Source organism: Halomonas sp. IOP_14 (assembly GCF_021021315.1).
In the GTDB taxonomy this organism is placed as follows: Bacteria; Pseudomonadota; Gammaproteobacteria; order Pseudomonadales; family Halomonadaceae; genus Vreelandella; species Vreelandella titanicae.
In genome coordinates, this window is sequence record NZ_JAINWD010000002.1 from 189503 (window position 1) to 213509 (window position 24007).

Annotated in this window: 24 protein-coding genes; 15 read left to right on the top strand and 9 right to left on the bottom strand. The window is 55.0% G+C overall.

Annotated elements, in window-relative coordinates:
- Positions 1–3: 3 nt before the first annotated feature.
- Genes moaA through K7H09_RS02475 form a run of 4 tightly spaced genes read right to left on the bottom strand, consistent with a single transcriptional unit; the run spans position 4 to position 3819 of the window.
- Complete coding sequence (gene moaA / locus K7H09_RS02460) at positions 4–1056, bottom strand: GTP 3',8-cyclase MoaA (RefSeq protein WP_022521823.1); 1053 nt, start codon at positions 1054–1056, stop codon at positions 4–6.
- Positions 1053–2324, bottom strand: coding sequence for a molybdopterin molybdotransferase MoeA (moeA, locus tag K7H09_RS02465; protein WP_230803447.1), 1272 nt, complete (start codon positions 2322–2324; stop codon positions 1053–1055). Before moeA ends, moaA begins: the two co-directional genes overlap by 4 nt.
- Complete coding sequence (gene mobA, locus K7H09_RS02470; RefSeq protein WP_230803448.1) at positions 2321–2947, bottom strand: molybdenum cofactor guanylyltransferase MobA; 627 nt, start codon at positions 2945–2947, stop codon at positions 2321–2323. The genes moeA and mobA overlap by 4 nt, the downstream gene beginning before the upstream one ends.
- Positions 2944–3819: a formate dehydrogenase accessory sulfurtransferase FdhD gene (locus K7H09_RS02475; protein ID WP_022521826.1), complete on the bottom strand. Its 876-nt coding sequence runs from the start codon at positions 3817–3819 to the stop codon at positions 2944–2946. Before K7H09_RS02475 ends, mobA begins: the two co-directional genes overlap by 4 nt.
- A 198-nt stretch (positions 3820–4017) precedes the next feature.
- Here K7H09_RS02475 and K7H09_RS02480 point away from each other — a divergent pair, with 198 nt between their 5' ends.
- The 10 genes from K7H09_RS02480 to moaB all read left to right on the top strand — a co-directional run bounded on the left by K7H09_RS02480 (position 4018) and on the right by moaB (position 13531).
- A complete protein-coding gene (locus K7H09_RS02480) occupies positions 4018–4458 on the top strand; it encodes a DUF3305 domain-containing protein (protein ID WP_022521827.1) in 441 nt (146 codons plus the stop codon).
- Complete coding sequence (locus K7H09_RS02485) at positions 4455–5087, top strand: DUF3306 domain-containing protein (protein WP_230803453.1); 633 nt, start codon at positions 4455–4457, stop codon at positions 5085–5087. Before K7H09_RS02480 ends, K7H09_RS02485 begins: the two co-directional genes overlap by 4 nt.
- Before the next feature lie 199 nt (positions 5088–5286).
- The gene (locus K7H09_RS02490) at positions 5287–7014 is read left to right on the top strand and encodes a 4Fe-4S dicluster domain-containing protein (protein ID WP_230803454.1); all 1728 of its coding nucleotides are present in this window, start codon (positions 5287–5289) and stop codon (positions 7012–7014) included.
- A 4-nt stretch (positions 7015–7018) separates the two neighbouring features.
- Positions 7019–7633 carry a TorD/DmsD family molecular chaperone gene (locus K7H09_RS02495; RefSeq protein ID WP_138799342.1) on the top strand — a complete coding sequence of 205 codons (615 nt, stop codon included), beginning with the start codon at positions 7019–7021 and terminating at the stop codon, positions 7631–7633.
- Between the two features lie 66 nt (positions 7634–7699).
- Positions 7700–7900 carry a twin-arginine translocation signal domain-containing protein gene (locus K7H09_RS02500; protein ID WP_022521831.1) on the top strand — a complete coding sequence of 67 codons (201 nt, stop codon included), beginning with the start codon at positions 7700–7702 and terminating at the stop codon, positions 7898–7900.
- Between the two features lie 24 nt (positions 7901–7924).
- Positions 7925–10777 carry a molybdopterin-dependent oxidoreductase gene (locus K7H09_RS02505; protein WP_230803457.1) on the top strand — a complete coding sequence of 951 codons (2853 nt, stop codon included), beginning with the start codon at positions 7925–7927 and terminating at the stop codon, positions 10775–10777.
- 64 nt (positions 10778–10841) lie between these two features.
- Positions 10842–11456, top strand: coding sequence for a formate dehydrogenase FDH3 subunit beta (gene fdh3B / locus K7H09_RS02510; RefSeq protein WP_022521832.1), 615 nt, complete (start codon positions 10842–10844; stop codon positions 11454–11456).
- Positions 11457–11467: 11 nt separating this feature from the next.
- Positions 11468–12568: a formate dehydrogenase subunit gamma gene (locus K7H09_RS02515; RefSeq protein ID WP_230803459.1), complete on the top strand. Its 1101-nt coding sequence runs from the start codon at positions 11468–11470 to the stop codon at positions 12566–12568.
- A gap of 103 nt (positions 12569–12671) precedes the next feature.
- A complete protein-coding gene (locus tag K7H09_RS02520; RefSeq protein ID WP_022521834.1) occupies positions 12672–13004 on the top strand; it encodes a DUF1244 domain-containing protein in 333 nt (110 codons plus the stop codon).
- A gap of 5 nt (positions 13005–13009) precedes the next feature.
- A complete protein-coding gene (gene moaB, locus K7H09_RS02525) occupies positions 13010–13531 on the top strand; it encodes a molybdenum cofactor biosynthesis protein B (protein ID WP_022521835.1) in 522 nt (173 codons plus the stop codon).
- 131 nt (positions 13532–13662) lie between these two features.
- On the opposite strand, the gene K7H09_RS02530 is transcribed toward moaB, so the two are convergent.
- A complete protein-coding gene (locus tag K7H09_RS02530; RefSeq protein WP_022521836.1) occupies positions 13663–15045 on the bottom strand; it encodes an aminotransferase-like domain-containing protein in 1383 nt (460 codons plus the stop codon).
- Positions 15046–15232: 187 nt separating this feature from the next.
- Between K7H09_RS02530 and dctP the strand changes: the two genes are divergently transcribed.
- The 5 genes from dctP to K7H09_RS02555 all read left to right on the top strand — a co-directional run bounded on the left by dctP (position 15233) and on the right by K7H09_RS02555 (position 20902).
- Positions 15233–16288: a TRAP transporter substrate-binding protein DctP gene (dctP, locus tag K7H09_RS02535; RefSeq protein ID WP_230803461.1), complete on the top strand. Its 1056-nt coding sequence runs from the start codon at positions 15233–15235 to the stop codon at positions 16286–16288.
- A gap of 72 nt (positions 16289–16360) precedes the next feature.
- Complete coding sequence (locus K7H09_RS02540) at positions 16361–16873, top strand: TRAP transporter small permease subunit (protein WP_022521838.1); 513 nt, start codon at positions 16361–16363, stop codon at positions 16871–16873.
- Positions 16870–18192, top strand: a complete 1323-nt coding sequence (locus K7H09_RS02545) for a TRAP transporter large permease (protein ID WP_009285872.1) — start codon at positions 16870–16872, stop codon at positions 18190–18192. Before K7H09_RS02540 ends, K7H09_RS02545 begins: the two co-directional genes overlap by 4 nt.
- Before the next feature lie 8 nt (positions 18193–18200).
- Positions 18201–19478, top strand: a complete 1278-nt coding sequence (locus K7H09_RS02550; protein WP_258955994.1) for a hydroxymethylglutaryl-CoA reductase, degradative — start codon at positions 18201–18203, stop codon at positions 19476–19478.
- 218 nt (positions 19479–19696) lie between these two features.
- Positions 19697–20902 (top strand): molybdopterin molybdotransferase MoeA, encoded by a 1206-nt coding sequence (locus tag K7H09_RS02555; protein ID WP_138799347.1) that lies wholly within the window; start codon positions 19697–19699, stop codon positions 20900–20902.
- Positions 20903–20920: 18 nt separating this feature from the next.
- Here the strand turns inward: K7H09_RS02555 and K7H09_RS02560 are convergent, their stop codons facing one another.
- The 4 genes from K7H09_RS02560 to K7H09_RS02575 form a co-directional block, all read right to left on the bottom strand.
- The gene (locus K7H09_RS02560; protein WP_027957015.1) at positions 20921–21328 is read right to left on the bottom strand and encodes a hypothetical protein; all 408 of its coding nucleotides are present in this window, start codon (positions 21326–21328) and stop codon (positions 20921–20923) included.
- A gap of 1 nt (position 21329) precedes the next feature.
- Positions 21330–21890 (bottom strand): chemotaxis protein CheW, encoded by a 561-nt coding sequence (locus K7H09_RS02565; protein WP_230803463.1) that lies wholly within the window; start codon positions 21888–21890, stop codon positions 21330–21332.
- Complete coding sequence (locus tag K7H09_RS02570) at positions 21880–23559, bottom strand: diguanylate cyclase (protein ID WP_230803464.1); 1680 nt, start codon at positions 23557–23559, stop codon at positions 21880–21882. The genes K7H09_RS02565 and K7H09_RS02570 overlap by 11 nt, the downstream gene beginning before the upstream one ends.
- Before the next feature lie 69 nt (positions 23560–23628).
- Positions 23629–23985, bottom strand: a complete 357-nt coding sequence (locus tag K7H09_RS02575; RefSeq protein WP_022521845.1) for a response regulator — start codon at positions 23983–23985, stop codon at positions 23629–23631.
- Positions 23986–24007: the final 22 nt, after the last annotated feature.

The following is a 24007-nucleotide window of genomic DNA, read 5'->3' on the forward strand; positions in this document are numbered from 1 at the left end:
CGCCTAGCCCCCTGTCATATTCATAAAGCGTACTACCTGCACATCGCCATCGGTGGTGAAGTGATGGCGTTCCGGTTTAAGCGGCAGGGCGTTGATGATCGCCTCTTTTAGCGCCTGCATATTGCCGGGGTGGCGGCGCAGCACGGCGCGAAGATCGACCGAGTGTTCGTTGCCTAAGCACAGCAGTAAACGGCCTTCCACGGTCACGCGCACCCGGTTACAGGTATCGCAAAAGTTGTGGCTATGGGGGGAAATAAACCCAACCCGGCTGTCGCTATCGGCCATCTTGAAGTAGCGCGATGGGCCGGGTGTGGTTTCGGTCGTGGGGATCAGCGGATAGCGCGTTTCGATCAAGTCTTGAACGTCATCGCTGGAGTAGAAGGTTTCCGCCCGTGAGTGGTCAGAAACATCGCCCAGCGGCATCTCTTCGATAAAGCTAATATCGAGGTTTTCCTGGCGTGCAAAGGTGACCAGGTCTATTACTTCGTCGTCATTGCGACCTTTTAAGATCACCGCGTTGAGCTTGATGCGTTTAAAGCCCGCTTCCTGGGCGGCATGAATGCCGTCGATCACTTTGGCTAAATCGCCGGTGCGGGTGAGCTGCTTAAAGCGCTCCGCATTTAGCGAGTCCAGACTAATGTTCAGCCGCCGCAGACCGCTTGAGTAAAGCTGCTTGGCGTGCTTGCGTAGGCTGGCGCCGTTAGTGGTCATGGTGAAGTCGTTAAGGCCTGGCATGGCGCCGATCTCATCGACCAGTTGCTCAATGCCGCGGCGTACCAGCGGTTCGCCGCCGGTAAGGCGAATTTTCTCGACCCCCAACTCAGTGAAAGCGCGCGCCACCATAGCGATCTCTTCCAGCGTCAGTACCTGGGCGCGGGGCAGAAACGTCATCTCCTCGCTCATGCAGTACACGCAGCGGAAATCGCAGCGATCGGTGACCGAGATGCGCACGTAGCTAATGCGCCGACCAAAGTCGTCGATCAGTTGCTGGTCAGCGTCTGGCTGGACAGATCGCTGCTGATTAGCTTGTGGTTGTGCGGGTCGTTGCTCGGTCATAGCCATCCCGTTAGTGGTTGTATGCTGACTACCTCGCCTGGCTGGGCGCCTGCCTGGTCGTCGGCAAGCTCAATCAAGCAGTTAGCAGCCACCATCGAGGTTAAAATGCCCGAACCCTGGGCGCCGGTACTACGCACGAGTAACCGTCCTTCGCTATCAGTATGGTAAACGCCACGGATAAAGTCAGTGCGCTTCAAGCGACTTTTTATGGCGGTGTCGGCAATCGCAGTAAGGCGATGGGGTGTTGATGTCGGCTGCCCATACAGCCGATCCAGCAGCGGCGAGACAAACTGTAGAAAGGTTACCATGACCGCCACCGGATTGCCGGGCAAGCCAACAAACGGCGTGCGCTTTTCACCCAGCCAGCCGCAAGCCATGGGGCGCCCAGGTCGCAGCGCTACCCGCCAGAAGGCTAGGCGGCCTAACTGTTCCAGAGCCTCACGGGTAAAGTCAGCCTGGCCAACGGAAACACCGCCGCTGGTGATTACCAAATCGCTCTGCTCTGCAGCGTCTTCAAGGGCCGTTTTAATGGCGTTTAAATCGTCTGGGAGAATGCCCAGGTCAATGACATCGGCGCCGTGTTCGGCAAGCAAGCCCATCAGGGTGAAGCGATTGGCATCGTATATACCTGCTTTGGGCAGCGGCTCACCGGGAGCAGCGACTTCATTGCCAGTGGAAAAGATCGCCACCCTTGGGCGCTGACATACGACAACATCTGCGTAACCTAACGACGCTAAAAGCCCTAGGGCCGCCGCATCGAGCCGTGCTCCCGCAGGCAGTGCCGTGTCGCCGAGACCAATATCCTCACCGGCCTGGCGAACATGTTGGCCGTGTTTGAGGAGTTCTGGCGACGCGATGATCACATGCCCAGGCTGCTCATCTAACGGTTCGCGGAGCTGTTCACTCATCACCACGGTATCGGTGCCCGGCGGCAGTGGGGCACCGGTGGTGATGCGTACACAGTGACCGGCAGGTACTAATTCGCGGCGATACTGACCGGCCAACACCTCTCCAGCCAACGGCCAGCGGGTCTGCTTGGCTCCAACACCTTCTCTGGGCAAGGCTAGCGCTACGCCGTCCATGGCCGCATTGGTATTTTGCGGCACGTTAATGGGGGCTTTCACGGTTGTGGCCAATCGGCGACCATGAGCCTGCGCCAGCGGAATCCGTTCGCTGCCCAGCGGGCGTTCAATCAAGGTGGCGAGCGCCTGACGCGCTTCGTCCACGCTGAGCATCTGCTCGCCAAGATCAAAGCAGGAGAGGGTCATTTCACCTCCTTGCTCGAAGAACCCATGAGTACTTTTTCCAGGTGCAGCTTCTCTTCCTCAGTATTAAGGTTAGCAAAGGCATCAGGGCAGTCCGACATATCAACCTTGCACCAAGCATGGCGAGCATACCAACGATCGATCTTACGCTCGCCCTTGGCCAAGGTGGCGGCCAAATCATCGGCCAGCGAGGTACGCAGTAGTGCAACTACCGGGTGCAGCCGTTCGCCATCAAAAGCCACAGCGATATCATGCTGGCCAATACCTTGTACCATGCGCGCCACTAAATCGTCAGGTAGGGCGGGGGAGTCGCAGGGAACGACCAGTAGCCACGGCGTTTTTGCCGCCTGCAGGCCGCTATAGATCCCCATCAAAGGGCCTTTAAAGCCGCCTTCGGCACCGTCCATTACAACATCCGCTATAACGCGATCGGCGAAAAAGCGATAGGCGTCAGCATTGCGGTTGGCGTTAATCAGTAGCTCGGCCACCTGACCTTCAAGGCGCTTCACCACATGGCCGACGAGTGGCAGGCCCGCAAAAGGCTCCAGCCCTTTGTCACGACCGCCCATTCGGCGCCCTTCGCCGCCCGCGAGAACCATGCCAGTGAGGTCGTGAGTAGGGATCATGAGCTTGCCTTTTTTGATGAGCGGTATTCTTGCGATGAACGGGCATGGGATGGGCGCGGTGGAATAGCGTCCAGGGCTAAACGGTTTTGGGTGTTGATCGCTTGGAAATGGCGCCCTTTGGCGCGGGCAATTAACATCACGCCGAAGCGTTCGGCCAGTTCGACGCCTTTTTGGGTGACGCCTGAGCGAGAAACCAGCACGCTAATGCCCATTTGTGCCACTTTGAGTACCATTTCGGAAGTCAGTCTCCCGGTGGTGTAGAAAATATCCGCATTGGCGCTGTCGGCCTGTTGTAGCCATTGGCGCCCCGCCAAGGTATCCACCGCGTTATGCCGTCCTACGTCTTCAACAAAGTCGAGTACGTCGGTTTGCTGGCACAGCGCGCAGCCATGAACGGCGCCAGCGCTGCGGTAGGTCTCGTTGTAGGCGTTAAGGTTTTGCAGCAGCTGATAAAGCGTGGATTGTGCCAATTGAGTATCGGGCAGCGCCGTGAGAGCGGTTTGGTCGAGCAGTTTACCAAATACCGTGCCCTGGCCGCAGCCGGTGGTGACCGTACGGGTGCTTAAGCGTATTTCTAAATCCTCGGGCAGATGGCGAGTAATCACTACCGCGGCTTCTACTTCCCAATCGACTTGCACGGCCTCTAAATCAGCCGCGGCGTTCAGCAGCCCCTGATTGCGCAGATAGCCGACCACCAGAGCCTCCGGGTCGTCACCCAAGGTCATCAAAGTGACAATTTCACGCTTGTTGAGGTAGACCGTCAACGCTCTTTCAGCGGCAATCGCCTGCTGGCGTGCATCGCCATACTCGTCAACGATGCTGATCTCGGTAGTGGCCGGTAAGCGGGCTCGGCTTAACTGAAGGGCGTGCATCCGCAATCCTCGCTGCTGATATGAAAGCATCTGAGCCTGATAAAATACCTGAGTAAAAAGGTCAGAGTTGACGATGATGGCGCTGGAGAGGCTTACTTGTCTACCTGTTCGACTGCTATCCGTTCAAAGTCTAGGTGCTTCGCTTAAGTACTGTGCTCAAGTGCTGTGCTTAGATACTTCGCTAAGGGGTTTAACGCGATGTCTGATAATTTACGTTCACTGAGTATCACCCTGGTCGCCGAGGCTAAGCAGGTGAAAAGCTTTACGCTAACCCAGTGGCGTATTGCAGAGCTTACCCTGAGTGATCAGGGCCCCAATGTGCTTAACCTGCAGTTGTCGATGACCGAGCGTGCTGCCTACCGTTTCAACCTGACGTCTGCCACCCCACGGCTATTTGTGCGAGCGGGTTTTACTGGGCAAACACCCAAACCTGATGCGATTACCGCTAGTCAGGACGTGGCAGCCGGTTGGATGGACGGTGAGCAGCAGGTGCTCGAAGCACCAATGCCCATGGCCATTCAGGTCTGGATTGAGAGCTACCTCGCACGCCACGGCGAAGCGCCGATGGAGATGCGCAAGAAAAAACGCAAAGGAGCGGGGCGCGCCAAAGAGACCCCCACCAAGGAGCAGCCGCAATGAGCCGCCTAGAGCGCTGGTCGCGCCTAAAACGCAACGTTCCCCAAGAGCAAGATGCGCCGCCGGTTACAGAGCCCGTTGAGGAACTGGCGGCCAAATCGGATATTTCACCTGATGCCGCGCAGGAAGCGCCAGAGCAGGCATCACTAGAACAGTCTCCTGCAGAACAATCGCCTTCAGAACCAGCACCTAAGCCCGGCAGCTTAGACCACACCTTGCCCGACCCTGAAACGCTGGAAGCGGGCAGCGACTTCAGCGCCTTTATGGTGCCAGGAGTAAGCGGAGCCCTGCGGCGGCGTGCTTTGAAACGCCTGTGGGCCACCGGCAACTACAACGTTCGCGACGGCCTGGATGACTATGATGCCGACTACAATCAGCTGCTAAAGCCCATGGACTCCGAGCTCGCCAGCAAACTGCGCCGCTGGACGCATAAAGTGGAAGAGGCGGTTGATAAGTCGCTAGACGAGGCCGAGTCCCCAAAAGAGTTGGCAGAGAACGAGCAAACAAGTGAGAAACCGGTCGCGCTAGAGGACGACTCCTCAACACCTCGCGATGATGGTGTCAAAACTGTAGAAAACACCTTACTAGACGACCAGTCTGATTATTTATCTGATACTAAGACGAAAACATGAGATTAGTGATAAAATTATAAAAATCAAATTATTGGGTGTGTTAACAGTCGCCAGCGTTGGCAGCGTTGACGGTAATTAATTTGGCAAAATACGTATTTCGCCATAGGCTGAACTTAGCTTCTATGCATTGTTATGCCACAATAGTTAGATAGTATAACTCAAAATTATAATAAGAATTATTCACTGACCGTGAGAGCGCATGAATCAACGAATCCAACTGGCGTCGCTAGACGACCAGCGCAATGCCGAGGCTCGGGAGACGGTACGCCAGCGTATCTCGTGGCCCGCTAACCTAACGCCTGCCAATGTGACCTATCACAGCCGTGGTCATGCGCTGCTGCTCGGCAGTGAGCGCGATACCCGACAAGCCGCGCGTATTCTGCAAGGGCGTGGTTTGGCTTCATTGACGCTGGTTTTTACCGCGCCCAACGCCGAAGGCGTTGACGACGGAGTTAATGATAGTGACTTGCTCGCTGCCACCGAGATCCTCACCACCCAGGCGCTAACCCGCGCCCAGGCAGAAAAGCTGCGCATTAGCGGCCATTTGGGCATGTTCAAAACGCTGCTTGATGGCGATGAGCCGCTTGATCTTGCCCGTGCGCTGATCGAGCGAGAGGCGTTTGACCTAGTCCTGGATTTAAATGCCTCTCCTTGCCTACCGGTGGAATTACCACCGCCTGGCTATGTGGTAATGCAGTGGCAGAATGTCGAGCAGCGCAACGACATCCTCGACGACTTTGTGGGGCTGGTGGGCGAATTCGACAAGCCGCGTTATTTTCAGGTCAATAGCGACTTATGTGCCCACTCTACCAGCGGCAACATTGGCTGTACTCGCTGTTTGGATGTTTGCCCCGCGGATGCCATCTCCAGCATTCAGGGGCGGATTGAATCTCACATCGAGATTGATCCCTTTCTCTGCCAAGGCGTGGGCAGTTGCACCAGTGCCTGTCCCACTGGCGCTATCGAATTTCGCCTTCCGGAAACGCGCCGCCAGCAGGATACGCTCTCTGCTTGGCTGGGCGCCTACCGCGAAGCGGGTGGTCAAGCGCCGGTGCTGCGTTTTATTACCCATGATTCCCAAGACGCTGAGCGCGCAGCGGGCGTAGTGCCCGCAGGTCATGTCATCGATGCACCGCTTGAGGAGCTGGGAGCAGCGGGGCACGACCAGTGGTTAACTGCCCTGGCCTCAGGGGCCGCCGAAGTGCGTATCCAGCTGCACCCCAATATGCCCGCCCGCTTAAGCGCCTTTTTGACCGACCAGCTCGCCCAAGTGCACGCCCTGTTAGACGCCTTAGGCCATGATCATGCTCGCGTAAAGCTGATCGAGATAGCCGATGATGCAGGCCGGGATGCGCTACCGGCACTCACCCCGTTGACAGAGTCACCGCTAAGCCTGCCTGAGCCAGAAAAGCGTGCGCGTTTGAACCGCGTGCTGGCTCGACTGGCTGAATTGGGTAACCCCAGCGGCGAGCGGGTTGCCGTACCGGCAGGCGCTGCCTACGGCGCCATTCAAGTCGATAGCGACGCCTGCACGCTCTGCCACGCCTGTGTCAGCAACTGCCCGACCCCGGCATTAAAATCAGGCGGCAAAACGCCCGCGCTGAGCTTTCTTGAAGCGGACTGTGTGCAGTGCGGCTTGTGTGAGCAGGCTTGCCCGGAAAATGCGATTACTCTGATGCCAGGCTTTCTGGCATCCAATGCCCGAGAAACGCGCCACATCTGTCACGAAGAAGCGGCCTTTGAGTGCATCAACTGCGGTAAGCCGTTTGCCACTGTCAGCACGGTCGCTACTATTAAACAGAAATTGGCTAACCACCCCTACTTCGCCGGCGAGGCGATGATCCGCCTGGAAATGTGCGAAGACTGCCGGGTAAAAGATGTCTGGAAAACCATGATTCGCGACCCTGACGCGCAACTGAAGGTATAAGCCGATGACGGATGCACTGCCCACGCTCAAAGAAGCGGATGCGCTACGCGCCGATATCTACCGGCTGTTAACCACGCTACTGCGCCAAGCGCCAGATCCAGAACTACTCGACTGGTTGGCTGAGCTAACTATCGAGCAAGATGGTAGCCGCCTAGCAGAGTGCTGGCAGTCGTTGGCAGTAGCGGCCAACGGTGCGGATGCTGAGAGACTGCAGCGAGCTCACTTTCGTCACTTGGTCGGTGTGATTCAAGGTGAGGTGGTGCCCTACGCCTCCTGGTACCGCAACGGCGAATTGATGGAGGCGGCGCTGGTGGCGCTGCGCCAAGACCTAAAAGTGCTTGGCTTTGAACGCAGTGAGCATACCCGGGATCCGGAAGATCATCTGGCTGCCCTGTGTGAAGTGATGGCGATGCTGATCGACGCCGAAAGCTCTGAGCAGGGTTATTTCTTTAGCCAACATTTAGCCCCCTGGGCGGCCAGCTGTTTTGCCGACCTGGGGCAGGTAGACACCGCTTTCTATGCAGCGCTGGGGCAGTTGGGTAGCGCTTTTATGGAGAGCGAACAGGCTCGCTTGAGGGTTGATGCGGGCCATACGCCAGTGCGTATTCTTGAGCCTTAACGCAGGCTTCATAAAAGAAACAGCAAAAAAAGACCCGCATAAAAAAGCATGCAAGAGGAGAAACCCATGCAACCGTCACACAACGCTGAGCGCCGTCGGTTTATGAAAACCGTTGGGTTGGGAACCGCTGCTGCTGGCGCCGCGGCGGCAGTCGGTCATGTCACTCTGGCACAGGCTGACACTGCCCCGGTAAAAAACGAAAAACCAACGGTTAACTACCGTGAGACTGATCACGTCCGTGCTTATTACGCCTCGCTGCGTGACTGACGGCGGAATGCCAGGAGATTTGCCATGCGCTTAACTCGCAAAACAGACACCCCCAAGGCCTCAGGGCTGGGTATTTCCCGTCGCCAGTTCCTCAAACGCAGCGGTGCAGCCACTGGCGGTATGGCCGCCGTTGGCTTTATGAGTGCGCCCATGATGCAGCGCTCAGAAGCAGCCGACAAAACCCCCGTGCTGGACTCGCCGGTCGAGACCAAACGCACCATCTGCTCCCACTGTTCAGTAGGTTGTGGCGTGTATGCTGAAGTTCAAGAGGGCATTTGGACTAAGCAGGAACCCGCTTTTGATCACCCTATCAACCGTGGCGCGCACTGTGCGAAAGGTGCTTCGCTGCGCCAGCACGGCCACTCCACGCGGCGTCTCAAGTACCCGATGAAGTTAGTCGCGGGTGAGTGGGAGCGTATGAGCTGGGATGACGCCATTAACGAGATTGGTGACAAACTGCTTGAGCTGCGCGAAGAGCACGGCCCGGACAGCGTTTACTGGCTGGGCTCGGCGAAGTTTAGCAACGAGCAGGCGTATTTAATGCGCAAGCTTGCCTCGCTGTGGGGCACCAACAATACCGACCACCAGGCGCGTATCTGCCACTCCACCACCGTGGCCGGCGTGGCGAATACCTGGGGTTATGGAGCGATGACCAACTCGCTCAACGACATGCATAACAGCAAGTCGATGCTGTTCATTGGCTCTAACCCCAGTGAAGCGCACCCTGTAGCGATGCAGCATTTCTTGATCGCCAAAGAGCGCAACAACTGCGACATTATCGTCGCTGACCCTCGCTTTACCCGTACTGCCGCCAAGGCCAACAAATACGTGCGTTTACGTCCCGGTTCGGACGTCGCCTATATTTGGGGCTTGTTGTGGCACATTTTTGAAAATGGCTGGGAAGACAACGAGTACATCAATCAGCGCGTTTATGGTATGGATGAAGTGCGCGCTGAAGTCGCCAACTTCCCGCCCAGCGTTGTAGAAGAAGTCACCGGCGTCCCCGAAGCCGAGATGTACGATGTCGCCAAACGCCTCTCCGACAACCGGCCTGGCTGTGTGGTCTGGTGTATGGGCGGCACCCAGCACACCACCGGCAACAACAATACCCGCGCTTACTGCATTCTTGAGCTGGCGCTGGGGAATATCGGTGTGGCGGGCGGCGGCGCTAACATCCTGCGTGGCCATGATAACGTACAGGGGGCGACCGACCTGGGCCTTGGCTGCGATTCATTGCCTGGTTACTACGGTTTGGCGGAAGGTGCCTGGCAGCACTGGGCGCAGGTGTGGGATCTCGACTACGAGTGGCTTAAAGGCCGCTATGACGACACCGAGTATGCCGATGGTAAGCCCATGTACACTGCCGGTATTACCGTATCGCGCTGGGTCGATGGCGTGCTCGAAGAGGACGAGAATATCTCCCAGCGTACCGCGCTGAAAGCAATGTTCTACTGGGGCCACGCGGTTAACTCCCAGACTCGCGGCGTCGAGATGCAAAAAGCGATGCAGAAGCTTGAGATGATGGTCATTGTTGACCCTTATCCCACCGTTGCTTCGGTTATGCATGACCGCAGCGACGGCGTGTATCTGCTGCCAGCGGCCACCCAGTTCGAAACCACAGGCAGTGTCACCGCGACTAACCGTTCGATTCAGTGGCGTGACCGCGTGATTGAGCCGCTGTTTGAGTCCAAGCCCGACCACGAAATCATGTACCTGTTTGCTCGTAAGCTGGGCTTCGGTAATGAGCTGGTCAAGAACTACCAGATGAACGGTGACGAGCCGCTCATCGATGACATTCTGCGCGAAATCAACAGCGGTATGTGGACGGTCGGCTACACCGGGCAAAGCCCCGAGCGCCTCAAAGAGCACCAGAAAAACTGGCACACGTTCAGCTTCGAGAACCTGCGCGCAGAGGGTGGCCCGGCGGATGGTGATTACTACGGCTTGCCGTGGCCCTGCTGGGGCACGCCTGAGTTTAATCACCCGGGCTCGCCCAATCTTTACGACACCAGCGTGCCGGTGATGGAAGGTGGCATGGGCTTCCGTGCCCGTTTTGGTATCGAGCGTGACGGCGTCAACCTTCTGGCGGAAGGTTCAGCGCCGGTGGGGGGCGATATCGACGACGGCTATCCAGAGTTCAACGACCAACTGCTCAAAGACCTTGGCTGGTGGGACGACCTGACCGCCGAAGAGAAGCAGGCGGCGGAAGGTAAAAACTGGAAAACCGACCTCTCTGGCGGTATCCAGCGTGTCACCATTGAGCATGGCTGTGCGCCCTACGGCAACGCCAAAGCACGCGCCGTGGTCTGGACTTTCCCCGACCAGGTGCCGAAGCACCGTGAGCCGCTCTACACCACACGGCGCGATTTGGTTGAACGCTTCCCGACTTGGGACGATTTTGACTCCATCATGCGTCTGCCGACCATGTACAAAACCATTCAGGATCGCGACAACACCGGTGAGTATCCGATGATTCTTACCTCTGGACGACTGGTTGAGTACGAAGGGGGCGGGGAAGAGACGCGCTCCATGTCGTGGCTTGCCGAGCTTCAGCAGGAGATGTTTGTCGAGATCAACCCTGCGGACGCCAACGACCTCAGCATCAAAGATGGCGACGATGTCTGGGTTGAAGGGGCTGAAGGGGGACGTGTGAAAGTTAAAGCGCTGGTCACGCCTCGCGTCGATCGTAACGTGGCGTTTATGCCGTTCCACTTTGGCGGCATGTTCCAGGGCGAAAGCCTGCGCGACCGTTACCCCGATGGGTCTGATCCGTACATCATCGGTGAAGCGGCCAATACTGCCACCACCTATGGCTACGACCCGGTGACACTGATGCAAGAGACCAAGTGCACCATTTGCCGCATTGAGCGCGCTTAAGCCCTGACCGACCTGACAGCACGACGGTGCGGGAGCCATCCCGCACCGGCATGAGGAGAACACCATGGCTCAAATGAAATTTATGTGTGACGCCGAACGCTGCATTGAGTGCAACGGCTGCGTCACCGCCTGTAAAAATGCCAACGATGTCGAGTGGGGCATTCAGCGCCGCCGCGTGGTCACGCTCAATGACGGTGAAGCGGATGAAATGTCCATCTCTGTCGCTTGCATGCATTGTGACGATGCCCCTTGTATGGCGGTGTGCCCCACTGACTGCTTCTACAAAACCGATGACGGCATCGTGCTGCACGATAAAGACCTCTGCATCGGCTGTGGCTACTGCCTCTACGCCTGTCCGTTTGGCGCCCCGCAGTTTCCCCAGCAGGATGCCTTTGGTGAGCGCGGCAAGATGGACAAATGCACCTTCTGCGCGGGTGGCCCTGCCGAAAGCAAAGAAGAAGAGTACGAGAAGTACGGCTCCAACCGCATTGCCGAAGGTAAACTGCCGCTGTGTGCTGAGATGTGCTCCACCAAAGCGCTGCTTGCCGGTGATGCCCAAGACGTGGCCGATATCTTCCGTCAGCGTGTTGTCCATCGCGGGCACAAAGATGGCGCTTGGTCTAATAACCCTCAGGCCAGTGCCGACAACCTAGCCTATGATGCTGCCCATAAAGGGTAAGGAGGCGTGTCATGAACCTGTTGACTGCACAGGCACCCGGCGGGGTGCCGCGCTCAGGTAAAGGGCTCGCCCTGGGGCTTTGGCGCTTTATGTTGGTGGCGCTTGCTCTGGTGCTAAGCCTCGGTTTCACGCAAGTGGCCGTTGCCCAAGCGGATCCTGACCGTGAAATGAACACCGCTGCCCCCGGCATTACCGCCGACCAGTGGCGCCAGGTACGTAGTGGAGAAACCGGGCCTAACTACCGTGATTCACGCGCTGACAGTAACTACAGCCTGATCAATTCAAGCGGTGAAACCTGGCGGGAGATTCGCAACCGCTGGGTATCGCCGTTTGGGTTGATCGCGGTATTTGGCATGGCGGCCCTGATCGCGCTGTTCTACTTCATTGTCGGGCGCAAGGAGCTTGAGGCGCCGCGTACGGGTCGTCTGCTCTTGCGTTGGACGCTGATGAAGCGCGCACTGCATTGGACGGTAGCGACGCTGTTTATCATTCTGGCACTGACTGGGATGACGCTGCTGTTCGGTAAATTCGTGTTCCGCCCACTGTTTGGCGATGGGATTTGGGCCTGGATGATTGCGGCCACGAAAGTGCTGCATAACTACCTGGGGCCGATCTTCGGCATTCTGTTGGTGATCCTGCTGGTCAGCTTGATCAAAGACAATATTCCCAAAAAGCACGACTGGGTGTGGTTTAAGAAAGGCGGCGGCATGATTGGCAAAAAGCATGTGGATGCTGGTTTTGCCAACGGTGGTGAAAAAGCCTGGTACTGGCTGTTAGCAACGGTGGGAATCTTAGTGGTTGCCAGTGGCTTCGTGCTCGACTTCCCCAACTTCGACCAGGGCCGTGACACCATGCAGTGGGCCAATATTATCCACGCAGTGGGCGCATTGGGGCTTACGGCGGTTTCCCTCGGCCATATCTATATCGGCACGTTGGGTACCGAAGGCGCGCTAGAAGGTATGACCACGGGCTATGTGGATGAGACCTGGGCCAAAGAGCACCATAATCTTTGGTACGAAGAGGTCAAAGACCAAACGCTATCGGAACAAGAGGTGGCGGCCCGCAAGTCATCTAGCGGCAGCAGTGAACCGTCGGCAACGCGAACCAGTTAATAAGCATTTAATGGTCGCTAAGACACCGCCTTTCGGCGGTGTCTTTTGTTATGCTTCACCTTAAGTTATTAAATAACCCAAGCCATGTATGAGAGGAACGGTTATGTCAGCGTTTGATGAGTTAGACCCAACCACGCGCACCGAGCTTGAAGCCGCCGCGTTTCGCCGCTTGCTACAGCATCTGGACGATAACAAAGATGTCCAGAATATCGACCTGATGATCCTGGCGGACTTTTGCCGCAACTGCTTATCGAAATGGCTGGTTAGCGCCGCGGAAGCGCGGGATGAAAGCCTCAGTTACGAAGAGGCACGTGAGTACGTTTACGGTATGCCTTACAGCGAGTGGAAGGAGCTTTACCAGCCGCCCGCTACGCCTGAGCAAATGGCGGCCTGGGAAGCTCACCACGCCAAAAAGAAAGCAGCCAAACAAGGGTGACGTCAATGAGTGAGCCAATGGTGCCCCTCAACATAGCCGTACTCACGGTCTCGGATACCCGCACGGAAGAGACGGATCGGAGCGGTCAAGCCTTGGTCGAGCGGTTAACCAACGCCGGTCATACTCTCGTTGAAAAGCGCATAGTGCCTGACGATGTCTATCGTATTCGTGCGGTGGTCGCGAACTGGATCGCCGAGGCGGATGTGCAGGTAGTCATCACCACCGGAGGCACTGGCTTCACTGGGCGTGACTCTACCCCTGAAGCCATCTCGGTGCTGCTGGATAAGCGCATCGAAGGCTTTGGAGAACGCTTTCGTCAGCTAAGTGGTGAGGAAATTGGCAGTTCCACCATCCAGAGCCGCTGCCTCGGCGGCTTAGCCAACGCCACGGTAGTGTTCTGCCTGCCTGGCTCAACCGGCGCCTGCCGCACCGGCTGGGACGGCATTCTGGCAGAGCAATTGGATAGCCGCCACAAACCCTGCAACTTCGCTAATCTGGTCATCCCAGGTCGAGGCCAGCATGGTTGAATGAGTGGCATATTTTCCAGGCTGCCGCTTGCTGTAGCAACAAGTTTGCGTGGCGACTTGTATTGGGGTTGCGCTGTCGTCGCGCTCTTGAAAGTTAGTGTCAATGCAATAGCTGCATTGGTTTTAACCGGCTAGCTCAGTGCTTCTTCCTTTAGAAAGTTTAGTAATAAAGGGTGATTCGCTAGAGCAATATTGATTCGAAGAGCTGACCCTGACTCGTCATTGCCTAAAGTAAACAAATTTCCAGGTGCTAGGAAAATCCCCTGTGCAGAGGCTTTTTTTGCTAGCTCAAGGCCGTCTACGCTTTTTGGTAAAGGGCACCAAATGTAGTAACTCCCGGTGGGTGGCTGAATTTGCTTGAAACCAATATTTTTCAACGAGGAGATCGCTGCTGCGCTAGCCTTGGCCACTCTCTCGCGTAAACGAGTCATTTGGCGACGATAGCGACCATGAATGATCATTTCATGGATCATCCTTTCAATAATGCTTGAACTGGTAACCACCGTGAGCATTTTAATATCAATCAGTGACCGAACCAGCGTCTGATTAGCTGCAATGTAGCCACAACGCATACTGGCAGATAGCGTTTTGGAAAAAGTGCCAACGTATATGACTCGGTTAAGGCCATCGAGCGAAGCAAGGTGAGGCGTTGATCGGGGGAGAATATCACCAAAAGGATCGTCTTCAATGATGGTTAAATCATGCTGTTCAGCGATACGTAATAAGGCATGCATATTCTGGAGAGACATGGATGTGCCGGTAGGGTTGTGAGCCATAGGCTGAACAAACAAAAGCCTTGGCCGGTATTCCCGGATACTCTGTTCCAGCATATCGAGATCCAGTCCTTGAGGTCCTCTAGTGATGCCGATGGTTTTGGCACGCTGTAGGCGTAATTTACCAAACATTGGGTAATAACCAGGGCTTTCAACTAGCACCACTTCACCGGGCTCTACAAAATGCCTAACAATCAGGTCGAGGGCATGGTTGGCACCGAACGTCATCAAGATTTGATTTGGATGAACGCTAATTGCACGATCGTTTAGCGTTCTGGCGATATCTTCTCGCAGGCCGATCAATCCCTGAGGGTTGCCGTATTCGAACTCATCTCTGGCGTCATTATCCTGATTGCTGCGTTTGAAATAGCGGCGTATGTCCGAGCTTTCCATCCAACTTGCCGGCAGACGTCCATCTCCGGCTCTGACTTCATAATGCTGATTCAATTGTTCTCTTAATAGAGAAACCAAGTCGACCGCTTCAGTAAAATGTTCAGGCTTGATAGCTGGGTGAGCTGGTCTGGTTGCTTCCACATAAAAGCCAGAGCCGCGCCGAGGGCTGATATACCCAGTCGCGACTAAGCGGTCATAAGCATCAATTATAGTATTTTTTGAAACCCCAAAGCTCAGGGTTGCATTGCGAATGGAGGGTAATCTTGTCCCCGCCGTTAGCTGTCCCTGCTCAATGCGCTCAATAACTGTATTGGCGACTTGTTGTGCTCGAGGTGGTTTTTGCTTCATAAAAGGCTCAATTGTACCCATTAATTAAAGGGTACAGTACATGGGTCAATTTTGAATATTGTACCTTGTCCAGTTTTCTCTATCACCCTAACTTAAGATAAGAGTATGTTTTATTTCTAACAATAATCGGTGATGCAGCAGTCTCTAGTTAGCGCTAGTAGCACTGCCATTCACAATGGAGAGCATCGTGAACTTAACAACCATAAATAAAAGCTGGTTATTTTTAAAAACAGTCGCAGCTGTGTCCGCTATGACAGCCTGTGTGGCTCCTTCTGTTGCTATTGCCGAGGATCTGCCCAGCGTAAACTGGCGAATGCAGGCGCTTTGGGATGCGGGGACAACGCCCTATGAATACGAAGAAAAATTCGTAGAGCGGGTATCCGAATTAACTGATGGAAAATTTGAAATTCGATTGTTCGCCGGTGGGCAATTAGTGCCCTCGGCCCAAGCATTTGAAGCTGTACGCGCAGGTGCCTTCCAGATGATGAAGACATTTGACGGCTATGAAGCAGGCTCTATACCTGCTTTCGCGTTCACCAGCACAGTACCGTTTGGTTTTCCTGAGTCTGACCAGTACGAAGCTTGGTTCTATGAGAAAGGGGGAATTGAGCTGGCTCGTCAGGCCTATGCGTCAGCTGGTCTCTACTACATTGCACCTACGGTTTATGGGCAAGAACCCATCCATTCTAAATTTCCTATCGAATCTCTGGATGATCTGGATGGCAAAAAAGGCCGTTTCGTTGGCTTGGCCAGCACGGTGATGAGCGAATTTGGTGTGTCTACGACAGGATTGCCTACGGCAGAGGTGTATCAAGCACTTGAAAAAGGGGTCATTGATCTTGCCGATCGCGGCGACCTGACCGCTAATTTTGAAGCAGGCTTGGGAGAAGTGGCCGGACATATAGCTGTACCTGGCTTTCACCAACCCACGACAGCTACCAGTTATGTAGCGAACCAAGCGGCTTACGATAGTTTACCTGACTCTTACAAAGCGGCCTTGGAAGTGGCTGCCCGTGAGATTTCGTCTTCTTTACGGCAGCACATCCTTGCCCTGGATACTGTTGCTCTCGAAGAGTTCGAAGCGCAAGGCGTACAGATCACCCATTTGAGCCCCGACCTCATTGCAGAAGGGCGCCCGACCGCGATGAATGCATGGAGGAGAGCGGCTGGAGATGACGAATTGGCTAACGAAATTCTCAATAGCCAAATCGAATTCATGCAAGAACTTGGCTTGATTGACTGAGTTCCTACCTTACGGTTCCGCGCGCTGGCAATCCGGTAATAGGCCGGATTGCCTTCCCATCGAGGTTCAATTATGGCTGTTCTTCTTGGCTACTGCCGCCTTATAACGGCTCTTAACCGTTGGGTGGCCACGGTTGTATCGGCTTTTGTCTTCATTATGGTGGCCGTCATCAGCTACGAAGTAGTGTCCCGCTATTTTTTCAATGCACCCACTACCTGGGCTATGGAGCTTGCGACACTATTATTTGGCCCTTACTTCTTACTGGCTGGCCCTTATATTCTACATACTGCTGGACACGTCAACGTTGACATACTTTACCGTAAACTGCCGTTTAAGTTGGCAGGCTTAGTAGACTGTCTAACATATGCGCTGATTGTTGTAGTAACGGTGATTTTTATAGATCAGAGCCTACCTATAGCGCTGAATGCCTACGCAAGTGGTGAAACTTCATTTACCTCTTGGAATCCCCCCGTCTGGCCGGTGAAAGCGCTTATTCCGATCGCTTTTTTATTGCTTCTCATGCAAGCGCTGGCTGAAATTATTTGGGCAGTTAAGCGTTTTCAAGGTCAAGAGGTGAAAGCATGAGTTCTACTCTTGTCCTTTCAATGATGTTTGTCTCACTGTTGGTATTGTTGCTCAGCGGGATGCCTTTAGCATTTGTACTGGCATTTTTGGCAATTTTATTCACAGTCATACTGTGGGGAGCTGATGCACTAGTGCTGACCGTTCTCCAAACCTTTGATGCAATGACATCAGACATCTTGCTGGCTATCCCACTCTATGTGCTGATGGCAAGCGTGCTTCAGCGCTCAGGTATTATTGAAGCGTTATATCGTGCAATGGAGCTCTGGTTCCGACGTTTGCCGGGAGGATTGGCCGTCGGTACCGTGGCGATCTGTACGGTGATGGCGGCGATGACCGGCATTGTTGGGGCGGCTGTTGCGGCAATGGGCATCCTCGCATTGCCATCTATGCTACAGCGCGGTTATGACCAGCGATTAGCACTGGGCACAATCTGTGCAGGAGGTACATTAGGCATTCTGATTCCTCCCTCAATTATTACGATAGTATATGCTTCTACTGCCCAGATATCAGTTGGCAAAATGTTTGCTGCCGGTATTGTTCCAGGAATAATACTGGCAGGACTGTATATTTTTTATATTATTCTGAGAGCAATTATCCAGCCAAACCTAGCTCCTCGGCAGTCTGGAGAGCAGACAAACCTAGGGGAGATGTTGAGTTCTCTTAAAGCTCTGATACTACCAGTACTGATTGTTTTATCCGTGCTGGGTAGTATCTATGCAGGTATTGCCACGCCCACCGAGGCAGCAGCAGTGGGTGTTGTTGGGGCGTTGATTTCAGCGGCCTTTCAGAAGCAGCTGACATTTAAAAACTTATCTGCTGCATCTATGGATACCTTGCGTGTGACCACTATGATTATGTGGATCACGATTGGGGCGAAGATATTTGTATCCATCTTCACCGGCACTGGCGGGGCGGACTCGCTTCTACAATTCATTCAAGACCTTGAAATGAATCGCTGGTTAGTACTGCTTTCCATGATGCTGGTTTTAGTCTTCCTTGGGTTATTCCTGGATGAAATTGGCATCATCCTTTTATGTGTGCCTGTCTTCTTACCTATCATAAACGCCTTTCAATTTGATCCGGTCTGGTTCGGAGTGCTTTTCCTTATTACTGCTCAGATGGGTTATATCACCCCTCCTTTTGGCTACACGCTTTTTTACATAAAGGGAGTACTGCCACCTGATATTGGTATGGGAACTGTATACCGGGCCATCGTACCCTTCTTGGTTTTGCAGCTCATTGCATTAATTTTATTTATGCTTTTTCCCGAAATCGTTACTTGGCTGCCTGAACAACTTTCACAGAAAGTACGCTCTTAAAAAAGGAGATAAAAACAATGACTACAACGACTTCTCGTATTCCAGGGTTGCACAAAATGTCACCTGAAGAGCGGCTACAAAAGGTAGTGGAAGTCACTGGGTTGAGCGAGGATGTTGTCAGGCACCTGGGTAACACGGGCAACCTGGATTCAGCCACAGCCGACTCCATGATCGAGAATGTCATTGGCACCATGAACATTCCTTTGGGGGTGGCGACCAATATGCTGGTAGATGGGCATGATGTCCTAGTGCCCATGGCGACAGAGGAGTCTTCGGTGGTAGCTGCTGTCTGTAACGCAGCCCGTCAGTGCCGTTCAACCGGCGGTTTTAAGACAGACATGTCGAATTCTCACATGATTGCCCAGGTTCAGTTGCTGGGTGTTCCGAATCCTGAATTCGCTCGTTTGCAGATACTAGAGCATAAGTCGCACGTTCAGTTGATATGTGATGAAACAGATCCGGTCTTGCTTAAACACGGCGGCGGGTTCCGTGATATGGAGGTGCGTGTTCTGAAAGGACGCACTGGGCCAATGGTGGTCACCCATCTGATTGTCGATACTCGTGATGCAATGGGCGCTAACGCAGTGAATTCCATGGCGGAAGCCGTAGCCCCCCATATTGCAAAATGGACGGGAGGGAAGACCTATCTGCGTATTTTGTCCAACTTGGCGGATCGTCGGTTAGCGAGAGCACGGGCTACTTGGGCTTTGGACGAAATTGGTGGTGCAGAGGTTCGTGATGGCATATTGGCCGCCTATGACTTCGCCGATATTGACCCTTATCGCGCAGCCACGCATAACAAAGGCATCATGAATGGGGTAAGTGCTGTGGTACTGGCAACTGGAAATGATTGTCGGGCCGTAGAGGCGGGAGCCCATGCTTATGCTGCCCGTACAGGGCAGTACAGCTCATTAACACGATGGGAAGCCGATGCTGACGGAAACCTGACCGGCACTATTGAAATGCCTTTGGCGGTAGGCTTAATTGGTGGAGCCACGCGCTCTCACCCTACAGCGCGTATTGCGCTGGATATAATGAACATAACGACTGCCGAACGGCTTGCCTGCACTATTGCTGCAGTCGGTTTGGCTCAGAACTTCGCTGCACTCAAAGCACTAGCGACGACGGGCATCCAAAAGGGTCATATGGCACTCCATGCGAAAAATATTGCGGTCATGGCAGGTGCGGTTGGTGACGAGATTGAGAAAGTAGCCGACGCGTTGGTAAAGCTTGGTAAGGTAAGGGTCGATGTAGCAGAAGAAATTCTCAACGAGGTGCGACAGTAACGCCTTAACCAGCTTATATAAAACTGACTAGTCGTCTAGCTAGATGTAACCACCACTACGGGCTGTTTCTGACCGTTGATCGTGGCATTCTATCTACATCGGTAATCTACTCGTTGGGGTTAACGACTCCGGTTTTTCTATTTTAGAGACGACTATGCCATCACTTCATAATACCCGGTTCATGCTCGCCAACCTGGTCATCCCTGGCCGAGGTCAGCATGAGTGACTTGCAGCCGATATCAGCCGCGCTTGAAGCGCTACTGGCAGACGTCAACGTAATAGACGTAGAGAGTGTTCCGCTGGAAGCCGCTGCCGGGCGTGTGTTGGCCGAAGCCGTCACCGCACAGCTGGATGTGCCGCCGTTCGATAACAGCGCAATGGACGGATACGTTTTGCGCGCTGCCGATGCGGGGCAGTGGCTGCCGGTGAGCCAACGCATTGCTGCCGGCACGCAGGCGAAAGCGCTTGCACCTGGAAGCTGCGCACGTATTTTTACCGGCGGTGAGATTCCTCCCGGTGCCGACTGCGTGGTGATGCAGGAGCGCGTACAAGTTGACGGTGATCGTGCGCTGATGCCTGCGGACATTCCCGCAGGTGATAATGTCCGCCGCCAAGGGCGTGACGTGCGCCAGGGCAGCATACTATTAGATGCTGGTGAGCGGCTCGAAGCAGCGGCCCTTGGCCACTTGGCAGGTCAGGGAATTACTCAGGTCAGCGTGCGCCGGCGCCCCCGTGTGGCGCTGCTTTCGACGGGCGATGAGATTATTGATCCGGGAACGCCGCTAAAGCCAGGTCAACTCTACAACTCCAACCGGCCGATGCTTAGGCGCCTGTTAGAGAACTTTGGCGCCGAGGTGGTGAGTACCGTTAGTGTGCCGGATGACTATGCCCGCACCGTGGCACTGTTAACGGCCGCCGCTGCTGAGGCAGACCTGGTGGTCACCACTGGCGGCGTCAGCGTCGGCGAAGAGGATCATGTCAAAGCTGCGCTGGAAGCGATTGGCCAGCTCGATATGTGGAAGCTGGCGATCCGCCCCGGTAAGCCGCTAGCACTGGGTCGTTTGCCTCGCGATGACGGCAGCCAGGCGCGGTTTGTCGGTTTGCCAGGCAATCCGGTCTCGGGGTTTGTGGGTGCTTGGCTGTTTTTACGTCCCTTACTGGGCGCAATGCTTGGTTGTCCAGCGCTAACATCGCTGCCAGCGGTGACCGCGAAAGCGGGGTTTGCTACCTCCACCGGCCCACGTGAACACTATATGCGTGTAACGCTTGAGTTCACGCCAAGCGGGGTGACGGCGACGGCCTTTGAGGATCAGAATTCCGGGGTGCTTTCATCCTGTATTAACGCCGATGCTTTTGCAGTGATTCCGGCCAATAGCGACATAGCCGAGGGCGATGCCATTAGCTGTTTGTGGTTGGCTGGCTAAGAGCAGGGGCTGAGAAAGCTAAGGATTAAGCTTGCGGGCATCCAGTAGCAGTACTAGCTGTTGCTGGACGAAGGTTAACCCGCATAGCGCCGTGGAAAATCGGCGGGAAAGCAGCAGTTTAGGCAGCGGGTAGAGGGTGTTGGCCGGCAGTTGCTGAAGCGTTATGTCACCGCTCACGCCCAGTTGCCAAGTGCTGTTGTTGTCGCTGGCTGCTTGAGCGTCGCGTAGGGTGAGCCAGCGGTTAGGTGGGGAGCCATGGTCACCACCTTCATAAAGCAACGTTTGAGCATTGGCAGTGCGCGGTGCCGTGGGGTGATCGGTCATGGCCAGCACATGGCGCGCTTCCAAGGCGGTACGGTAAGGCCCTACGCAAAACAGCACCAAGGCAACCTGGGCCTGTTCATGATGGCCGCGATGCAAGGGCACTTTAACCGAGCCCCTGCTGGTAGGCGTCGAAGAGCGCCTCTGGGTCAAGCAGGGCAAGCGCTTCTTGCTCATCTATCTGCCATAGCGCGCTGACATAAGGGCGCAACGTGCCGGAAAGCGTCTCTGGCGGCGCTTGCAGCATACTTTGAGTGACCTCGCACACATCATCAAGCTGTTCAATACGCACACCGCTAGTAATCCCTGCCGCGCTCACTAACAGAATCATCCCCTTACTGTTACCTTCCGGTGCAGGTAAACCGAGTAGTCGATGCAGGCTAATGACGGACTCGATTGTGCCCCGCAGGTGCAGCACACCTTCGGTAGAGAAAGGCAGTCCCGGCACGTAATAGACGGGTTGGTCGCTGGATAGAATTTCACTCACCGCGCTGCCGGGTAGTGCAAAAGGCTGGCCGTTGAGCCGGAAGAGCACTAGCTGTTGGGTAGGCTCATCAATATCTACCACCGCCTCAGCATCGCCGTGTGCTGCTAATGCCTCGTCAAGGGTTTGGGTAGCGGGCGGCTGGTCATTTGCCTCGCCGTTGCGGGGAAATTCAGCGGTCATCGGCCAGCTCCGGCGATATCACTACCTGATTGCGACCTTGGTGTTTGGCGCGGTAGAGCGCTTGGTCGGCGCTTAAACGCAGCGGCTCGGTAGAAGGTTGTGCGGGGAAGCTGCTAATGCCTGCACTGAAGGTGCAGCGAAAGCGAACCTCACCGGTGTGAAAATCAATCAGTGCAAAATCCTCGCGCAGGCTATCGATCAATGTGGCGGCTTTCTCGGCATTAATGCCCTTTAGCAGCACAACAAACTCTTCTCCGCCGTAGCGGCCGATAATATCGGAGAGACGCAAGCGACTCTTTAATAGTCTTGCCAGGGTGATAATGACCTGGTCACCCGCCAAATGACCGTGGGTATCGTTGACGTGCTTGAAGTGATCAATATCGATCATCGCCATGGCGTGCTGGCTATTATCACGGTGCGCCTGAGCGAGGTTTTTATTGATCAGTTCAGTGGTGGTGCTGTGGTTATACAGCCCGGTCATGCTGTCGCGGGTCATTAATGAGCGCAGCAGACGCAGGCGTTCGGCGCGCAGTTGCACGGCAGAGACCAGCTCTTCGGGCTGAACGGGTTTGGTGAGAAAGGCTTCAACCCCCGCAGACATAGCGGATATCTGCTTTTGGCTGTCGGTTTCACTGGAGAGATAGATAATCGGTAGACCCAGGTGTTCCGGCTGCTGGCGAATAATCGATGCCAGCTCTTCCCCAGAACACACCGGCATATACACATCGACCAACAGTAAATCGGGGCTAAAGCGCTCCATTACCGTGAGCGCATCGGCGGGATGGTGAACCTGATGAGTCAGCATTCCGCTCTCTTCAAGCAACAGAGCGTGGTAAGCGGCTGCTTCGGGCTCATCATCCACCACTAGCACCTTGAGTGGCTCTTCTGCCGCCGGAGCGGTCAGTTCATCCACTGCCAGCATCAGATCCAGCGGTTTTACCGGTTTGGTAAAGTAGCCGCCGCAGCCTGCACGAACGGCACTCAGGCGCGAATGAAAGTCGCTGTGGGCCGACAAAACGATGGCGGGAAGCGGTTGGCCTGTCAGTTTGTTCAAGCTGGTCAGGGTTTCAGTGCCTGCCGTCTGGCCTTGGGGGAACTGCACATCCATGATGACCGCGTCAGGGCGACGAGTGAGCACGGCGTTAAAGAATGTGTCTGTATCGATAAACTGAACGACTTCGTGACCAAAGCAGCGTAGGTGATGGATTAATTGATCGACCTGCTCGGGTTCATCGTCGCACAGATAAATTAACCGCTGGCGCTTATTGCGCAGTGGCTCAACCTGGCTGGAAAGCTCGAAGCTGTTTACGGCCGCCAGCGCTTGCTGTTGACCGTGGTGGGAGCGCAGGTGCTGCTGCTCGTGACCCATCTGGAGAAGCAATTGACTGATAAACGTATCGATATCGGCGCGGGCGGGGGAGGTAGTGAGCGCCTCCTGCGCCTGATCCGCCAGCAGGGCAAGCCGCTCAAACCCCAGCGACCTCCCGGTTCCTTTCAAACTATGAAAGAAACGGTGCAGCTCTGGCGCGAGCCGCGCCTGTTCTTCGCTCGTCGTGCGACTCTGCTGCCACAGCTCGGCGGTTTGCGCTAAGCGGGACGGAAGCTGCTCAATAAAACGCTCACGCAGCTGGTTCAGCTTATCGTGCAGCGAAGGGGCGGGCTTAGACATCAAACTACCTACGTAAGTGAACGAAAGCGGCGATCCATTCCATCAGTGATCCATTCCCTCTAGCGATGGTTACTCATCAAGCGCCTGTTTTACTGCGGCCTCTAGGTTGGATGCCAGCTCGGCATCTTTACGCAAACAGGCATGCAGGCCTGGTGTTTGCTGAAGCGTTGTGTCCGGCGTGTCTCCGGTGAGTAAAATAAACGGTAGGTGATTAGCCTGCTCGCGCAGCATCGCCAGCAGTGCTACCCCACTGATGAGGGGCATATGCATATCGCTGACAATCAGCTTGATATCGCTGCGATTATCTAGCTGCTCGACGGCTTCCATCGCGTCAATGGCCAGCAGCGTCTCATGGCCCTGATGCTCAAGCAGTGCCGCCGTCATTTCCCCGGCAAGCGGATCGTCGTCTACGACCAGGATAGGCATTCCATGACCTCATGGTAGTTGT

What these genes read in the sequence shown, in the direction of transcription:
- moaA (WP_022521823.1), bottom strand. Translation starts at nt 1,056, where the DNA reads ATGACCGAGCAACGACCCGCACAACCACAAGCTAATCAGCAGCGATCT.
- moeA (WP_230803447.1), bottom strand. Translation starts at nt 2,324, where the DNA reads ATGACCCTCTCCTGCTTTGATCTTGGCGAGCAGATGCTCAGCGTGGAC.
- mobA (WP_230803448.1), bottom strand. Translation starts at nt 2,947, where the DNA reads ATGATCCCTACTCACGACCTCACTGGCATGGTTCTCGCGGGCGGCGAA.
- K7H09_RS02475 (WP_022521826.1), bottom strand. Translation starts at nt 3,819, where the DNA reads ATGCACGCCCTTCAGTTAAGCCGAGCCCGCTTACCGGCCACTACCGAG.
- K7H09_RS02480 (WP_022521827.1), top strand. Translation starts at nt 4,018, where the DNA reads ATGTCTGATAATTTACGTTCACTGAGTATCACCCTGGTCGCCGAGGCT.
- K7H09_RS02485 (WP_230803453.1), top strand. Translation starts at nt 4,455, where the DNA reads ATGAGCCGCCTAGAGCGCTGGTCGCGCCTAAAACGCAACGTTCCCCAA.
- K7H09_RS02490 (WP_230803454.1), top strand. Translation starts at nt 5,287, where the DNA reads ATGAATCAACGAATCCAACTGGCGTCGCTAGACGACCAGCGCAATGCC.
- K7H09_RS02495 (WP_138799342.1), top strand. Translation starts at nt 7,019, where the DNA reads ATGACGGATGCACTGCCCACGCTCAAAGAAGCGGATGCGCTACGCGCC.
- K7H09_RS02500 (WP_022521831.1), top strand. Translation starts at nt 7,700, where the DNA reads ATGCAACCGTCACACAACGCTGAGCGCCGTCGGTTTATGAAAACCGTT.
- K7H09_RS02505 (WP_230803457.1), top strand. Translation starts at nt 7,925, where the DNA reads ATGCGCTTAACTCGCAAAACAGACACCCCCAAGGCCTCAGGGCTGGGT.
- fdh3B (WP_022521832.1), top strand. Translation starts at nt 10,842, where the DNA reads ATGGCTCAAATGAAATTTATGTGTGACGCCGAACGCTGCATTGAGTGC.
- K7H09_RS02515 (WP_230803459.1), top strand. Translation starts at nt 11,468, where the DNA reads ATGAACCTGTTGACTGCACAGGCACCCGGCGGGGTGCCGCGCTCAGGT.
- K7H09_RS02520 (WP_022521834.1), top strand. Translation starts at nt 12,672, where the DNA reads ATGTCAGCGTTTGATGAGTTAGACCCAACCACGCGCACCGAGCTTGAA.
- moaB (WP_022521835.1), top strand. Translation starts at nt 13,010, where the DNA reads ATGAGTGAGCCAATGGTGCCCCTCAACATAGCCGTACTCACGGTCTCG.
- K7H09_RS02530 (WP_022521836.1), bottom strand. Translation starts at nt 15,045, where the DNA reads ATGAAGCAAAAACCACCTCGAGCACAACAAGTCGCCAATACAGTTATT.
- K7H09_RS02540 (WP_022521838.1), top strand. Translation starts at nt 16,361, where the DNA reads ATGGCTGTTCTTCTTGGCTACTGCCGCCTTATAACGGCTCTTAACCGT.
- K7H09_RS02545 (WP_009285872.1), top strand. Translation starts at nt 16,870, where the DNA reads ATGAGTTCTACTCTTGTCCTTTCAATGATGTTTGTCTCACTGTTGGTA.
- K7H09_RS02555 (WP_138799347.1), top strand. Translation starts at nt 19,697, where the DNA reads ATGAGTGACTTGCAGCCGATATCAGCCGCGCTTGAAGCGCTACTGGCA.
- K7H09_RS02565 (WP_230803463.1), bottom strand. Translation starts at nt 21,890, where the DNA reads ATGACCGCTGAATTTCCCCGCAACGGCGAGGCAAATGACCAGCCGCCC.
- K7H09_RS02570 (WP_230803464.1), bottom strand. Translation starts at nt 23,559, where the DNA reads ATGTCTAAGCCCGCCCCTTCGCTGCACGATAAGCTGAACCAGCTGCGT.
- K7H09_RS02575 (WP_022521845.1), bottom strand. Translation starts at nt 23,985, where the DNA reads ATGCCTATCCTGGTCGTAGACGACGATCCGCTTGCCGGGGAAATGACG.